Origin of the sequence: Chryseobacterium soldanellicola (genome assembly GCF_900100115.1) — a bacterium.
Lineage (GTDB): Bacteria > Bacteroidota > Bacteroidia > Flavobacteriales > Weeksellaceae > Chryseobacterium > Chryseobacterium soldanellicola.
Window position 1 is genome coordinate 529,120 of sequence record NZ_FNKL01000004.1, and the last position, 15,898, is coordinate 545,017.

The following is a 15,898-nucleotide window of genomic DNA, read 5'->3' on the forward strand; positions in this document are numbered from 1 at the left end:
GGAGTTTTTTATTTTCTGGATACAAATCTCATATTTAATTTTTACTAAGCAATAAAAACATAATACAAAGTGATCAATATATTGGTCACTTTTTTTATTTGTCTTACTTTTGTGTGATGCGTTTTTTTAAAATCATAGCGGTAATTGTTGTTTTGCTGGGAGGGGCTTATGCTGCTTCCATGTATTATTTTGTGGATGAAAGCAAAAGTTTTAAGATTGAAAAAGAGATCGATTATCCTGTCGGGAAAGTTTTTAATCAGTTCAACAACCTGCAGAATTTCACAAGATGGAATAATTTCTTTAAAAGCTCTCAATCGATTGATATTGATTACTATACACCTTACGAAGGACAGGGAAGTTCCATCAGTTATGTAGATCCGAAAAACGATACCGACGGTGAGATGTTCATCCGGTATGAAAACCCGAACAGAACCCTAAGATATCAGCTTTTTGAGAATAAAAATGAGAATCCGACCCTGGTTGATGTTAAATTTAAAGCCGTTTCCGCGCAGAAAACAAAAATCACGTGGACCGTTCATACTCCGAAATTATCTGTTTGGAAAAGAGTTGAAAATTTTTGGACAGAAGATAAATTTGCCGAAAATATTGATAAAAGCATGGCCAATCTTAAAAATGTTTTAGGCAATAAGGTCGAAAAAGACAATCAGATGGCTGCCATAAAATACGACAGCTTAATGGTGGAAAATGAAGAAGCTAAATTATTATTGGGAATCAATGTAAGCACTTCCAATAAAAAAGACGCACTTTACAAAAATATTGTGATGAATTACAATAAAGTCTACAATTACATAACGATGGATTTAGGCAAAAAAGACGACGAATTCGGATATCCGATCCTGATGACAGATGCCGATAATTACAAGGATAAAGAAGTATCTTATTTCCTTGGTGTGCCTTTGTCTAAAAAGTTTGGCGTTACAGATAACAACTTTAATTTCAGATCGGTAAACCCAACCCAGAATTATGTAATGTACTACAAAGGAAGCTATGAAGGACGGGTAAAAGCCATTCAGCAGCTGATGCAAAAAGCGAAAAATGATGAAATGCGTTTCGGGGATATTCGCCAGACTTTCATCGAACGCCCGACGGAGGGGCAGGATGTGAATATCAAGCTCTCTTTATCTGTCTTTAAGTAAATTCATTACATTTATTTCTTTTATAGTTTTTTTAATACTTTGAAACTCTTACAACTCGGTTTTTTTTATTAAATTTGAAGATTAATTCTACAAACAAAATTTAATAATAGATAAACTGTAATAATGGACAGATTTTCATTCCTAAACGCAGCTCATTCTCAGTTAATTGAGGATTTATACCAACAGTACTTAAAATACCCGGACTCTTTAGAACCATCATGGAAAGCTTTCTTTCAAGGCTTCGATTTTGCTTTAGAGAACTATGGTGATGATGATAGCGTTCAATATATTCAGGCTCCGGCTAATTCTGCACCTGCAGTACAGCAAATTTCCCAGGCAGCAGCCAACGGAGAGGTTCCTGAGCAAATCAAAAAAGAATTTAAAGTAGTAAACCTTATTGAGGCTTACAGAACGAGAGGGCACTTGTTCACAAAAACAAATCCTGTCAGAGAAAGAAGACACTATACTCCGACTCTGGATATCGAAAACTTCGGGCTTGATCAATCTGATTTAAATACAAAATTCAACTGTGCCGTAGAAATCGGTTTCAAAGAACCTGTGACTTTACAGGAAATAGTGAAACGCTTAGAAACGATCTATTGTGATTCTATCGGTGTTGAATATACATACATCAACAATGTTGAAGAAAAAGATTTCATCAAAAAATGGCTTCAGGTAAATGAAAACCACCCAAGTCTTTCAGCCAACGAAAAAACTGAGATTTTATTGAAGTTGAATCAGGCTGTAGCTTTTGAAAATTATCTGCATACAAAATTTGTCGGACAGAAAAGATTCTCACTGGAAGGTGGTGAAACTTTGATTCCGGCTTTGGACCAGTTGATCTCGAGATCTTCTCAATTGGGAGTTGATGAGGTAGTTTTGGGTATGGCTCACAGAGGAAGACTGAATGTGTTGACAAACATTTTCGGGAAATCTTACAAACAGATTTTCTCAGAATTTGAAGGTAAAGAATTTGAAGAAGATGTATTCTCAGGTGATGTTAAATATCATTTAGGTTCATCAAAAAAAATAAAAACAGCTTCAGGAGAAGAAGTTTCAATTAATTTAACTCCGAACCCGTCTCACTTAGAAACAGTTGCCGCTCTTGTAGAAGGGATTTGCCGTGCAAAAGTGGACGATAAATATAAAGGAGATTACTCTAAAATTTTACCGATCGTAATCCACGGTGACGGTGCGTTGGCTGGTCAGGGTATTGCTTACGAAGTTGCTCAGATGATGACTTTGGAAGGTTACAGAACTGGTGGTACCGTTCATATTGTTGTCAATAACCAGGTTTCATTTACAACGAATTATATGGATGCAAGATCTTCAACGTATTGTACAGACATTGCAAAAGTTACGGAATCTCCTGTAATGCACGTAAATGCTGATGATGCAGAAGCGGTTGTTCATGCGATTCACTTTGCTGCTGATTTCAGAGCGAAGTTTGGTAAAGATGTTTATATCGATTTATTAGGATACAGAAAATATGGTCATAACGAAGGGGATGAACCAAGATTTACTCAGCCTAATTTGTATAAATTAATCTCAAAACACCAGAATCCGAGAGAAATTTATAAAGACAAATTAATCAACGACAGTGTAATTTCCAACGATGTTCTTAAAACAATGGAAACAGATTTCAAAGCGCTTTTAGATAAAGACTTTGATGCTTCCAAAGAGATCGAGAAAAACGTTATGGATTTATTCATGGCAGAAGACTGGACAAACTATCCGCTTGGAAAAAGAGGAGCCGTGCAGTTGCCTGTTGATACAAAATATGACTTAGAGAAGTTGAAAGAGCTGGCAATTAAAATGTCAACGCTTCCGGCTGATAAAAAATTCATCAATAAAATTACAAGACTTTTCGAAAACCGCATCAAGGCGATCGAAGGAAACTCTTTGGATTGGGCCTTAGGAGAGTGGTTGGCATATGCTACATTGCTTACTGAAGGTCATAATATCAGAATTTCCGGAGAAGATGTGGAAAGAGGAACGTTCTCTCACAGACATGCAGTTGTAAAAACTGAAGATACTGAGGAAGAATATGTTCCCTTGAAGCATGTTTCTGAAAACAGATTTGATATTTTCAATTCTCATCTTTCTGAATACGGTGTTTTAGGTTTCGATTACGGATATGCGATGGCTTCTCCTAATACATTAACGGTTTGGGAAGCTCAGTTTGGTGATTTCGTAAACGGTGCTCAGATTATTGTTGACCAATATTTAGCTGCAGCAGAAGAAAAATGGAAGATTCAGGATGGTTTGGTGATGTTATTGCCTCACGGTTCGGAAGGTCAGGGTGCAGAGCACTCTTCCGCAAGATTAGAAAGATTTTTAACGCTTTGTGCAAATGAAAATATGGTGGTGGCAAATATCACTTCACCAGCCAATTATTTCCACTTGTTGAGAAGACAATTAAAATGGTCTTTCAGAAAACCATTGGTCGTAATGAGCCCAAAATCATTGTTGAGACATCCAAAAGTAGTTTCTCCGCTTGAAGATTTTGCTACAGGTGGTTTCCAGCCGATCTTGGATGATCCAACTGCAGATCCTAAGAAAATAGAAAAATTAGTGCTTTGTTCAGGTAAATTATATTTCGAATTATTAGCTAAAAAAGAAGAATTAAATGCTGAGAATATAGCTTTGGTAAGATTCGAGCAGCTTTATCCGCTTCAGGCAGATGCAATTGAAGAAGTTTTTGCTAAATATGAAAACAGAAAAGAGCTTGTCTGGGCTCAGGAAGAACCTGAAAATATGGGAGCCTGGTCTTATATTCTAAGAAATTTCAGAGATACGGGAATCCAGGTAATCGCTCCGGTACCAAGTGGTGCTCCGGCTCCGGGAAGTCACAAAATGTTTGAGAAAAATCAAAACGCGGTGATCAACAGAGTGTTTGACAGAAACGATGCTCCTGTAAAAAGACCTGTAACAGCTTAATTTAAAATAGAAGTTAGATATTAGAGGTTAGAAGTTAGAATTTTAAAGGTCTTTTTTCTTCATCTATTTTCTTAAAATCTAAAAAGAAATAATAATCATTAAAAAATAAAAAATACGATATGTCAGTTTTAGAAATGAAAGTTCCTTCACCGGGCGAATCAATTACAGAGGTTGAAATTGCCACTTGGCTTGTAAAAGATGGTGATTACGTAGAAAAAGATCAACCTATCGCTGAGGTAGACTCAGATAAAGCGACTCTTGAATTGCCTGCAGAAGAAAGTGGAATTATTACTTTAAAAGCAGAAGAAGGTGACGTGGTACAGGTGGGTCAGGTTGTTTGTTTAATTGATAGAGATGCTGCAAAACCGGAAGGGGCTGCTGCTCCTGCTGCAGAAGCTCCGAAAAAAGAGGAGGCTCCAAAAGCGGCTGAACCGGCTAAGCAAGAAGCTCCAAAACCTGCTGCTCAACCAGTAGCGGCGGCGACTCAAACGTATGCGACGGGAGCTCCATCTCCTGCTGCAAAGAAAATTCTAGACGAAAAAGGTATCGATGCTTCTCAGGTTTCAGGATCTGGAAGAGATGGAAGAATTTCTAAATCTGATGCTGAATTAGCAGCTGTTCCTGCATTTGGTGGAAGTTCATTAACTGCTACAGGTTCTAGATCTGCAACGACCACTAAACTTTCAGTTCTTAGAAGAAAAATCGCTCAGAGATTAGTTTCTGTAAAGAATGAAACAGCGATGTTAACGACTTTCAACGAGGTAGATATGTCTGAAATCTTTAGACTGAGAAAACAATATAAAGACGAATTTGCTCAAAAGCACGGAGTAGGACTTGGTTTCATGTCTTTCTTTACAAAAGCAGTTACCAGAGCATTAAAAATGTATCCGGATGTAAATGCATCGATCGACGGAGATTTCAAAATTAACTACGATTTCTGCGATATTTCAATTGCGGTTTCAGGTCCTAAAGGATTGATGGTTCCCGTATTGAGAAACGCTGAAAATATGTCTTTCAAAGGTGTTGAGGCAAACATCAAAGATTTGGCAACTAAAGTAAGAGACGGTAAAATCACGGTTGACGAAATGACCGGCGGTACGTTCACAATTACAAATGGCGGTACTTTCGGATCAATGATGTCTACACCGATTATTAACCCTCCTCAGTCTGCCATTTTAGGAATGCACAATATTATCCAAAGACCGGTTGCGGTTGACGGTCAGGTGGTTATCCGCCCAATGATGTATGTTGCCATGTCTTACGATCACAGAATTATTGACGGTAAAGAGTCTGTAGGATTCCTTGTCGCTGTAAAAGAAGGTATTGACAATCCTGTTGAAATTTTATTAGGTGGAGACGAAAGAAGAGGCCTTGAATTATAGATTTTAATAAAATTATAGTATAAATTTCTAATCTCGCCTCAAAAAGGCGAGATTTTTGTATCCGTTTAATAAATACTAAAATGATGTTCTCAAAAACTACCTTAAATATCAGAGTTTCAGTCATACCTGAATATGATAGTAAAAATAGTTATCCATCTGAAAACAGATATGTTTTCAAATACAATATAACAATTGAAAATGACGCAAATTTTTCTATAAAGATTCTTAAAAGAAAATGGTTGATTTTTGATGTTGGCTTTGGATATACGGAAATAATAGGAGATGGGGTTATTGGATTGACACCGGAGATCCCTATGACTGAAAATTTTGAATATTTCTCTAATGTAATGCTTCGTTCCGGAGTCGGAAACATGAGTGGAAAATATCTTGTAAAAAATATGGAAACCCAGGAAAATTTTGAAATAGATATTCCAAAGTTTAATTTGTTGTCAGAAGTTTTAAGTAATTAATTAAGCAAAGAAACACATTGCAATTTATACAAAAGTTTGTATAAATCCGTGTAATCTGTGGAAATACTAAAGCTTTTTAATCTTCAATTTCATATATTCCTGCACTTCTTCATTGCTTGTGAGAAATAATTTTTCAAAAGCAAGTAAAGAAATCTTCGCACAAGCTTCCGCATCATCTCCCGCACGATGATGTTTAAACTTAATTTGATGATATTCCGCCAAATGCTTCAAACCATATTTAGGAAGATAATTCCATGACTTTTTCGCCAGCTGAATGCTGCATAAATAATCCAATTTTGGCGTAAACATCCCATAATGATCGAGACAGCCTTTTAAAACACCGGCGTCAAAACTCGCATTATGAGCAATCATCAATGTTCCGTACATCAATTCTTCAATTTCATACCAGATTTCGTCAAAAGTAGGAGAGTCTTTCACATGATCGGGCAAAATCCCGTGTACATCAATGTTATACTGACTAAAATAAGGAAAGCTGGGTGGTTTTATCAGCCAGGTTTTAGTTTCTACAATTTTAGAATCCTGCACAACACAAACTCCGACTTCACAAGCTGAGCTTCTGTGATTGGTGGCTGTTTCAAAATCTATTGCGCAAAAATCCATGTATTGTAGTTATAAATTGAGAGTGATAAGATATGAATTTTTTCTAATATTTTGTGCAGCTTGGAACTTCGTTTTTAAACTTCGAAAAAGCATTTGCTTTATCTCTTTTATGCCCTCCTTTCCCATGATTTGTAGTTTTAAAAACTACAAAATGTGCTCCACTTAAGTAGACCTATACCTTTGAATCTTTCTTAATGTAACATTAATTACGGAATTAAGCCCTACGACCTAAATCCTGCAATCCTTGTTATAAAAAATGTTTAAAGATCAACCATTTTGTCTGATAAAACTTGTCTTTTTGATGTTTTTGTCTCAGCTTCCAGGTTCCTGATGCCTGTCCGTAAAACCCGAAATGAGCTCTCGCGACCGCCCAAAGATGTGGAAAGCCCAGTTTAAATCCAAAATAGATGCCTGCAGCTCCATCTAAACAAAGCCTGAAAAATATCAACCAAATCAAGCTCGGAAACGGTAAATTTTTCAACATCATTGAAAGATTATTTCTAATGTTTAAATAAGTTTTTTGAGCACTTTGCTTGTTTAAAGTTCCACCACCAACATGGTAAACTTTAGATTTTCCTGTATAAAAAATTTTCTTTCCCGAATTGATTAATCGCCAGCAAAGATCAATTTCTTCCTGATGGGCAAAAAATCTTTCATCAAAACCTTTCTGTTCCCAAAAATCTTTTGAACGGATAAATAAGCTGCATCCCGAAGCCCAGAAAATTTCTGTTTCATCATTATATTGGCCTTTATCTTCCTCAAGATCATCGAAAATTCGCCCTCTGCAATAAGGATAACCTAAATTGTCAATTAACCCGCCTGCAGCTCCCGCAAACTCAAAGAAATTTTTATTATTATAAGATAAAATTTTAGGCTGAATAGCAGAAATTGATGAATCTTTTTCAAATAACTGTAATACAGGCTCCGTCCAGTTTTCTGTAACTTCTACATCTGAGTTTAAAAGACAGTAATATTCAGCTTCAATTTTTTTTAAACCTTCATTATAACCGCCTGCAAAACCGTAATTTTTATCATTTTTAATGACTTTTACGACAGGAAATTCATTTTGTAAAAATTCAACTGAATCATCTGTTGAAAGGTTATCAATCACATAAATATCCGCATTCTGAGAAAAATTAATAATACTGGGAAGAAATTTCTCAAGCCAGCTTTTCCCATTCCAGTTGAGTATGGCGATTGCTAATTTTTTCTGCATGTGATCTATATTTTTTCAGAATCAAAAACTTTAATAGAGTCTTTATATTTCCACTTTCTATGTGACCAAAGATAGTTGTCAGGCCTTTTGTGTAAGGTGTTTTCTAACAATTTATGGAACTTTTTTACCACTTCATGTTCAACGAATTTTTCTCCGTCAGGATAAATTCTGTGATAATTGACCTGATAAAAACTGCGTTTTACTTTCTTCATTTCACAATAAATGAACGCAAGATCCATTCTTGTTGCGAGCTTATCATAACCTATAAAAACGGGCGTTTTCTGATTAAGAAATTCCAAACCGTAATTTACATGGGAAGAATGTGGGGTTTGATCTGCCACAAACATATAAATAGAATTTCCGTCATTTTTATTCCTGAAAATATTGAGGATCACTTCGTTGGCTTCCAATGCTTCATTCCCGAATTTGTTGCGGACCTTTTTCATCTGGTTTTCCCAAAAATCACTGTTAACCTTTCTGTACACCGGATGACAGTGCTTTTGAGGAACAATTTTCGCCAAAGCATTGATCCATTCCCAGTTAAAAACATGGCCGGCAAGCAGAATTATATTTTTTCCTTCCTTTTGGGCTTCATGAAATAATTCCTGATTAATATGCTGCATTCTCACTCTTGCTTCCGTTTCCGAAATGCTGAATGATTTTACCGTTTCAACCAGATAATCTGAAAAATTTAAATAGAATTTTTTTCGTATTTCGTCTATTTCTTCTTTAGATTTTTCAGGAAACGAATTGGTAATATTTTGAGTAATTACATGCTTTCTATAGCCTACAATATAATAATTTAGGAAAAATATTATATCTGAAAAAACGTATAATATTTTCAGAGGAAGTTTAGATATAAAGTATAGTATTTTTATTAAAAAGTTCATAAAACAGGCAAATTTACGGATAATAAAATTATGGTTCTATTTTTGATGCAATTAAGTATTATTTTTTTATTTTTATGTTATGAAAAAACTGACATTAGCAGCATTTTTAGGAGTAAGCTTTTTGGCTTTTTCCCAGGAAAGTAAAACTCCTGAAAAAAGAGATACAGATAAAGCGTTACTGGTTAAAACAGATCATGCAGAACTTGATGCAAAGAAAAAAGCAGCTGAAGAAAAAGCAAAGCTGCCTAAGCCATACGACCCGAAAGCCGATGCGCAGGCGGATATCGATAGATTGGTAGCACAGGCAAAAAAAGAGAATAAAAACATCATGATTCAGGCGGGTGGCAACTGGTGTATCTGGTGTCTGAGATTTAATCAATTTGTACAAACTACTCCAGAACTGAAGGGGATTGTTGATAAAAATTATCTTTATTATCATTTAAACTTCTCTCCTGATAACAAAAACGAGAAAATTTTCGCTCAATATGGCAATCCGGGGGATAAATTCGGATATCCGGTTTTTATTGTTTTAGATAAAAACGGCAAGATGATTCATGTTCAGCAAAGTGATGTTTTGGAACAGGATAAAGGATACAGCTTAGAAAAAGTAAAGGAATTTTTCAATCAATGGACGCCAAAGTCTTAATAATATAAACCGGGAATTTTTCCCGGTTTTTTTATAGCAATTTTTTGATCCATTTTAATTTATTTTCGGAATATGGTGGATATTTTATATTTGGTTCTCCCCAAGTTGTTTTCTCTAAAACAGTTTTCTGATGTGAAAAAGTTTCAAAACCATATTTTCCGTGATAACTTCCTATTCCTGAATTACCAACTCCTCCGAAAGGCAGATTTTCATTGCTTAAATGCATAATAACGTCATTGATACAACCTCCGCCGAAAGACAGTTTTTGGGTAAAAGCTTCTTTTTCTTCATTATTATTGGTGAATAAATATGCAGACAAAGGCTTTTCTAATTCTATTATTTTATTTAAAGTTAAATTGTAATTATTAAAAGAAATAACAGGCAATATTGGTCCGAAAATTTCGTCCTGCATGATTTCATCTTCCCAATTGATATTCGTTAAAATTGTTGGTTCGATGAATAATTTTTCTTCATTAAAATTTCCGCCAAAATAAATTTTATTTTTGTCAATAAGCTGAATTAGTCTTTCAAAGTTCTTTTGATTGATAATCCTTGTATATTGCTCTGAATCAAATTCATATTTAAATTCTAGGATATATTTTCTTAATAATTCCAGAAATTGCTCCTGAATAGATTCTTCAACCAATAAATAATCCGGAGCGACGCAGGTTTGACCGGCGTTTAAAAATTTACCCCAAATAATCCGTTTGGCAGCAACTTCCAGGTTAGCGTCCTTAGAAATGATTACAGGCGATTTTCCGCCTAGTTCTAGCGTTACAGGAGTTAAATGTTCTGCTGCAGCTTTGTAAATAATTTTCCCGACTTTGGTGCTTCCTGTGAAAAATATTTTATCGAATTTTAATTTTAAAAGCTCTGTCGTTTCATCAATTCCGCCTTCAAAAACATATAAATATTCAGGAGGGAAGTTTTCATTGATGATTTTTGACATTGCTTTCATTGTATTTTCAGCAATTTCGCTGGGCTTTAAAATACAGCAGTTTCCTGCCGCTAAAGCTGCGACAATAGGAGAGAGGGATAATTGATAAGGATAGTTCCATGCGCCAATTATCAATGCACAACCAAGAGGTTCGGAATATATTTTACTCGATCCGATCTGATTGGCGAGATTTGTTTTGACTTTTTTAGGTTTTGCTAAAGATTTTAAATTCTTTATATAGTAATCAATATCTTTGATGACAAAAGAAATTTCCGTTGTAAAGGTTTCAAATTTGGATTTTCCGAAATCTTTATCAATGGCTTCATATAAAAGGTTTTCATTTTTAATGATAATTTCCTTTAATTTTTCAAGATATATTTTTCTGAATTTCAGATTTTTTGTTTTCTGCGTTTTAAAAAGCTCTTTCTGGCTTGATATGATTTCGTGAATTTCCATACCTCAAATTTCAGAAAATATTACAAATTTTTTGCCTAAAAATTCATATAATATTTGAATTCTGAAAACCAGGATCTATTAAAACAGAAAACCACTTCAATTGAAGTGGTTTTATATATATGAGAAAAATCTCTTAATCTTAAGCTTCTTCAGTAGGAGTTTCTTCTACTACTTTAGCTTTAGGAGCAGCTGGTTTAGGAGCTTCTACCGGAGCGTCTGATACGATATCGAATTCGAAATTGTACTCAACATTTCTGTGTAATCTTACATTTGCAGTTACTTTACCAGTTCTCTTGATCGTGTTTCCTGGGATTTTGATATATTTCTTATCTACAGAAACTCCAGCCTTAGCAAGAGCAGCAGAAAGATCTGCATTGTTGATAGATCCGAATAATTTATCACCAGAACCTACTTTTGCAGGAATAGTAATAGAAGTTTTCTTTAATTGATCTACTACCGCGTTAGCAGCAGCGATTAATTTAGCTTCTTCTTCTTTTCTAGCTTCCAAAGTAGCTTCCAGAGCTGCTTTATTTTTAGGTGTAGCTAAAAGTGCAATTCCCTGAGGAAGTAAAAAGTTTCTAGCATAACCTGGCTTTACGCTTACTGTATCGAATTCAAGACCTAAGTTTTCTACGTCTTTTTTTAGGATAATGTCCATTGTTGTTGTCCGTTTTAAGATTGAAAAATTAAAGATTGAAAAATTAAAAGATTAAGAAATTCAAAAAATCTAAAATCTAAAACCCAAAATTTAAAATCTCAATTTTCGTTAGAATTAAAATTATTTATTCAGCAACAAAAGAAGAAGGCGAACCCTCTTCTCTTATTTATTTTTTTGTTGGCTTATTTTAACAAGTCAGCTATATACGGCATCAAAGCAAGGTGTCTTGCTCTTTTGATCGCTGCAGAAACTTTTCTTTGGTATTTCAAAGAAGTTCCTGTGTATCTTCTTGGTAAAATTTTACCTTGTTCGTTTACGAATTGTAATAAGAAATCAGCATCTTTGTAATCAACGTGCTTAATTCCAAATTTTTTGAATCTACAATATTTCTTTTCAGATTTTGTATTGATATCAAGCGGAGTAAGGAATTTTACTTCTGATTCTCCTCCAGCTGAGGCTTGTTTAGCCATTTCGTCTATTGCCATGTCTTGTCGTTTTAAAAAATTGGGTTAATAATTAAGCTCTAGATGCTTTTACTTTAGTTCTTCTAGTTACCGCATACTCGATAGCGTGCTTGTCTAGTTTTGTTGTAAGGTAACGGATTACTCTTTCGTCACGTTTGAATGCTAATTCTAAATCAGCAACGATAGTACCTTCGCCTTTAAACTCGATTAAAGTATAGAATCCGTTCTTTTTCAATTGAATCGGATAAGCTAGTTTTTTTAATCCCCAGTTTTCTTTAGCAACGATTTCACAGTTCTTTTCTTTCAAAAGATCTTCAAATTTTTTCACTGCTTCCTCCACCTGAGCATCAGATAGAACGGGAGTTAAAATGAAAACAGTTTCGTAATTGTTCATAATGTTAAATGAATTTGTTAATTATTTCGAGGTGCAAAATTATGGTTTTTATTTCTAATACACAATATATGAGTGAATATTTATGGAAAAATATTGGTTCATATTAGTTTATAAATAGAAAAATTTCGGATTTTTTAACTAGGAACTAGCATCATTAAAAAGCTAAAAAACTAGTTAATCATCATTATTCCTAATTTCGTTCAGGAAATTCAGTTTAATGACATCATATAAAGAATGTCTGCTCACTAAAATCGAAACAATGGACGAAACCATTCCTGCCAGCATTAGATGAAATATAAGTGAATGTCTGTCAGTCATTTCCAGAACGATAATTGCAGATGTAAATGGTGCTCTCGTAATTCCGGTAAGAAAAGCGACCATTCCTCCGAGAATGACAACATTGCTTTCGTTTGGTGTTAAATGAATTGCTCCTGAAATAACAGAACCAATACTTGCTCCTGCTGTCAAAGCTGGTGCAAAGATTCCTCCTGCGCCACCTGAAGTGAAGGAAAGGGCAGGGCCCAGCATCCTTAAAACAGGAACGTACCAGTCTTCATGTTTATCCTGAGTAAAAAGTACGCGCTGCATAATTTCTTTACCTGAACCTAATATTTCTCTGTTGATAAAATATGCTATAGAAGCTATAACAAGTGCACAGGCAATTAAAAAAAGTATGTTTGACCGGTCGGTTTTAAGCTTTCTTTTCTTCCAGTCGCTCATTTTAAGCATAGTTACAGAAAGCTGGCTCGCCAAAATTCCTGCAATTCCTGCAACAAGAATAATAGGGAACATGACCATTAAAGAAACGTCATTGGTTTTCGGATAGCCGAGGTATAAATAAGATCCGGCTAATGTTTGCGCTGTTAAACCCGCAATAATAACAGCGGTAAAAAGAGCGGTTTTAAAGTAATTGATATGTGTTTTTGAAAGTTCTTCAACGGCAAATACAATTCCGCCAAGCGGTGTATTAAAGGCAGCTGCAAGTCCGGCTGCGGCACCTGTCATGATCATATTTTTCTTTGAAATTTTCGGCCACCATTCGGGAAGATATTCATTGACTTTCCTGAAAACGGAGCCCGCAATCTGAATTGTAGGGCCTTCACGTCCAACGGCGCCGCCTCCAATTACTAAAACAGTGGATGAAAGTATTTTAAAGAAAATAATTTTAAGGCTTAAAAGGCTTCTGATTTTTCGATGCTCTTTAGGGTTTGCCAGCTCTACGGCGGCCATCACCTGCGGAATTCCGCTTCCTTTGGCATTGGGGGCAAACTCTTTCACCAGCCACCAGGAAAGCACAAAACCGATCGGCGCAATAATGAAGATCATCCAGGCGTGCCAATCGATAATTATGTGTAAAAGACCTTCACCCCATGCAAAAATTTTAGCATACATCACTGCAAAAAAGCCTGTAATCACCGAGCCTATCCAAAAAGGAATGGCTTGAAGCAAATTATGCTTCAGCTGTTCGTTTCGGATATTGTCAAAAGATTTTTTGAGACTTCTGCGGATGAGATCGAAAATTTTACGCATACCTCAAATTTAATCTAAATTTTATTAAAATGAAAAAATATTGGTTAAATATCTTTTAAAAATTTCGAAATCTGTAAAGCTCGAGCTAATGATAATTTTTTAGATAAGCCGAAACTTAAAATATTGTTTTTAATTTCGAGTTTAAAATCTTTATCTGGAAATAATTTTATAGTTTCTTTTCTTTTTGGGCTTAAAAAATTCTTAGTCTTAAATTGATCGCTTCCCAAAACATAGAAATCTTTAAAATCATCATCTTTTATATTTATATTAAAACTGCTGAAAATTCCTGCAATTTTATCTGTCCATTTCTTTTTGTTGATTGAAATGTATTCGAAGTTTTCATCTAATTCTTTTATTCCCCAAACTTCTAAAAATTCTTGTGTTCTAGCACTATACTTTCTGTTATAATGTATGGTTCTGATTACTATATAAAGGTAAAATGAGTTATTTTCACTATCAACTAAATAACAAATTTGAGGAATGAAATCCGGATTCTCTATCATTGGTTTGAAATGGAATAAAGGAGAATCTTTAATGTCAATGACTGAAACATTATATATTTCACAAAGCTTATCATAAATTTTGAAAATTTGTTTTTTCTGCTCTTCAGTAAAGTAAATAATTTGATATAGTTTATTTCTCTTAAATTAAAATTCATTTATTTGAATATAAGATTTTAAAATTAAATAAATCAATATTAAATCCAACAAAAAACCTCCGAAAAAATTCGAAGGTTTGTATATTTTAAATGTTTCGATAAGTTAAAGATAACAATTATCTCACTTATCAATAATCATTTATACATTAAATCTCTGTATTCAGATCCCAGTTTTGAAGGTAATCGTGAACGTGCTTCAACATCATTCCTCCTAAAGAACCGTCTACCACTCTGTGATCGTAAGAATGAGACATGAACATCAACTGACGGATTGCAATCACATCACCGTCTTTAGTTTCAAGAACTGCAGGTTTTTTAACGATGGCTCCGATTGCTAAAATCGCAACCTGTGGCTGAGGAATAATAGGCGTTCCCATTAGGTTTCCGAAGCTTCCAACGTTAGAAATCGTGTAGGTCGCCCCTTGAGTATCTTCTGGTCTCAATTTCTTGTTTCTTGCTCTGTACGCTAAATCGTTGATCGCTTTTGCAAGACCTGAAAGTGATAATTGATCAGCATTTTTAATCACAGGAACAATAAGATTTCCGTCTGGTAAAGCAGTTGCCATACCGATGTTAATATTTTTCTTTTTTATGATGTTTTCACCGTTAAGAGAAACATTGATCATTGGGAAATCCTGAATAGCTTTTACTACGGCTTTAACGAAAATCGGCATGAAAGTTAGTTTTTCACCTTCACGTTTTTCAAAAATATCTTTATGCTTATTTCTCCATTTTACAACGTTGGTAACGTCTGTTTCGATGAAAGAAGTCACGTGTGGCGCAATTTGTTTTGCTTTCACCATGTTTTCAGCGATGATTTTTCTCATTCTGTCCATAGGAATGATCTCATCCCCAGCTGCAACAGGAACTGTAGAAACCGGAGCTGAAGTTGCCATCGGCTGTGGAGCAGGAGCCACTTGTTGTACCGGAGCAGCTTGTTGTATAGGCTGATTTCCTCTGTTGTTAACGTAAGCTAAAATATCTTCTTTGGTAATTCTTCCTTCTAAACCGCTTCCTTTGATAGATTTAAGTTCAGTTTCAGAAATATTTTCCTGTTGTGCGATTGATTTTACAAGCGGAGACAGATAAAGATCTCCTGAAAATTCTACGTGTGAAGTAGCGGTAGGGCTTAGCGGCTCTTCAATCGTTTTTAAAGTATTTGCGTCCGGAGTGGCAGCCGGAGTTTCAGTTACTTCTTCTGAAGCTGTATTTCCGCCTTCTCCTTCAATTTCTAAAATAGCAATGGCTTCACCCACTTTTGCAACCTCGTCTTTCTGCTTTAAAATCTTTACGATTTTCCCCGAAACTGGTGTCGGAACGTCTGAATCTACCTTATCTGTTGCAATTTCTACTACGGAATCATCTTCTTTTACATTATCTCCTTCGTTGAACAACCAAGTGATAATTGTCGCTTCCATAACACCTTCTCCCATGGAAGGAAGCAATAATTTGTATTCTGCCATTTTTAATTTTTAGATT

The 15,898-nt window shown here is 35.0% G+C and carries 15 protein-coding genes; 5 read left to right on the forward strand and 10 right to left on the reverse strand.

Annotated features, from left to right (window positions below):
- Positions 1 to 116: 116 nt before the first annotated feature.
- The 4 genes from BLT04_RS16485 to apaG all read left to right on the forward strand — a co-directional run bounded on the left by BLT04_RS16485 (position 117) and on the right by apaG (position 5,949).
- Complete coding sequence (locus BLT04_RS16485; RefSeq protein ID WP_089756890.1) at positions 117 to 1,157, forward strand: SRPBCC family protein; 1,041 nt, start codon at positions 117 to 119, stop codon at positions 1,155 to 1,157.
- 123 nt (positions 1,158 to 1,280) lie between these two features.
- Positions 1,281 to 4,097 (forward strand): 2-oxoglutarate dehydrogenase E1 component, encoded by a 2,817-nt coding sequence (locus BLT04_RS16490; RefSeq protein WP_089756891.1) that lies wholly within the window; start codon positions 1,281 to 1,283, stop codon positions 4,095 to 4,097.
- A 119-nt stretch (positions 4,098 to 4,216) separates the two neighbouring features.
- On the forward strand, positions 4,217 to 5,479 hold the full coding sequence (gene odhB / locus BLT04_RS16495) for a 2-oxoglutarate dehydrogenase complex dihydrolipoyllysine-residue succinyltransferase (RefSeq protein ID WP_089756892.1): 1,263 nt from the start codon (positions 4,217 to 4,219) through the stop codon (positions 5,477 to 5,479).
- Positions 5,480 to 5,559: 80 nt separating this feature from the next.
- Complete coding sequence (apaG, locus tag BLT04_RS16500; RefSeq protein WP_089756893.1) at positions 5,560 to 5,949, forward strand: Co2+/Mg2+ efflux protein ApaG; 390 nt, start codon at positions 5,560 to 5,562, stop codon at positions 5,947 to 5,949.
- Positions 5,950 to 6,015: 66 nt separating this feature from the next.
- On the opposite strand, the gene BLT04_RS16505 is transcribed toward apaG, so the two are convergent.
- From BLT04_RS16505 to BLT04_RS16515, 3 genes are all read right to left on the reverse strand, one after another.
- Positions 6,016 to 6,570, reverse strand: a complete 555-nt coding sequence (locus BLT04_RS16505) for a 3'-5' exonuclease (RefSeq protein ID WP_089756894.1) — start codon at positions 6,568 to 6,570, stop codon at positions 6,016 to 6,018.
- Positions 6,571 to 6,817: 247 nt separating this feature from the next.
- On the reverse strand, positions 6,818 to 7,786 hold the full coding sequence (locus BLT04_RS16510) for a glycosyltransferase family 2 protein (RefSeq protein ID WP_089756895.1): 969 nt from the start codon (positions 7,784 to 7,786) through the stop codon (positions 6,818 to 6,820).
- A 5-nt stretch (positions 7,787 to 7,791) separates the two neighbouring features.
- Complete coding sequence (locus BLT04_RS16515; RefSeq protein ID WP_089756896.1) at positions 7,792 to 8,676, reverse strand: lysophospholipid acyltransferase family protein; 885 nt, start codon at positions 8,674 to 8,676, stop codon at positions 7,792 to 7,794.
- Positions 8,677 to 8,755: 79 nt separating this feature from the next.
- Between BLT04_RS16515 and BLT04_RS16520 the strand changes: the two genes are divergently transcribed.
- Positions 8,756 to 9,322: a thioredoxin family protein gene (locus tag BLT04_RS16520; RefSeq protein WP_089756897.1), complete on the forward strand. Its 567-nt coding sequence runs from the start codon at positions 8,756 to 8,758 to the stop codon at positions 9,320 to 9,322.
- Positions 9,323 to 9,353: 31 nt separating this feature from the next.
- On the opposite strand, the gene BLT04_RS16525 is transcribed toward BLT04_RS16520, so the two are convergent.
- The 7 genes from BLT04_RS16525 to BLT04_RS16555 form a co-directional block, all read right to left on the reverse strand.
- Complete coding sequence (locus tag BLT04_RS16525; protein WP_089756898.1) at positions 9,354 to 10,715, reverse strand: aldehyde dehydrogenase; 1,362 nt, start codon at positions 10,713 to 10,715, stop codon at positions 9,354 to 9,356.
- A 139-nt stretch (positions 10,716 to 10,854) separates the two neighbouring features.
- Positions 10,855 to 11,373, reverse strand: a complete 519-nt coding sequence (gene rplI, locus BLT04_RS16530) for a 50S ribosomal protein L9 (RefSeq protein ID WP_089756899.1) — start codon at positions 11,371 to 11,373, stop codon at positions 10,855 to 10,857.
- Between the two features lie 182 nt (positions 11,374 to 11,555).
- A complete protein-coding gene (rpsR, locus tag BLT04_RS16535) occupies positions 11,556 to 11,858 on the reverse strand; it encodes a 30S ribosomal protein S18 (RefSeq protein ID WP_089756900.1) in 303 nt (100 codons plus the stop codon).
- Positions 11,859 to 11,889: 31 nt separating this feature from the next.
- Complete coding sequence (rpsF, locus tag BLT04_RS16540) at positions 11,890 to 12,231, reverse strand: 30S ribosomal protein S6 (RefSeq protein WP_089756901.1); 342 nt, start codon at positions 12,229 to 12,231, stop codon at positions 11,890 to 11,892.
- Between the two features lie 174 nt (positions 12,232 to 12,405).
- A complete protein-coding gene (locus tag BLT04_RS16545) occupies positions 12,406 to 13,761 on the reverse strand; it encodes a chloride channel protein (protein WP_089756902.1) in 1,356 nt (451 codons plus the stop codon).
- 44 nt (positions 13,762 to 13,805) lie between these two features.
- Positions 13,806 to 14,264, reverse strand: coding sequence for a hypothetical protein (locus BLT04_RS16550; protein ID WP_089756903.1), 459 nt, complete (start codon positions 14,262 to 14,264; stop codon positions 13,806 to 13,808).
- Between the two features lie 301 nt (positions 14,265 to 14,565).
- Positions 14,566 to 15,882: a dihydrolipoamide acetyltransferase family protein gene (locus tag BLT04_RS16555; protein WP_089756904.1), complete on the reverse strand. Its 1,317-nt coding sequence runs from the start codon at positions 15,880 to 15,882 to the stop codon at positions 14,566 to 14,568.
- Positions 15,883 to 15,898: the final 16 nt, after the last annotated feature.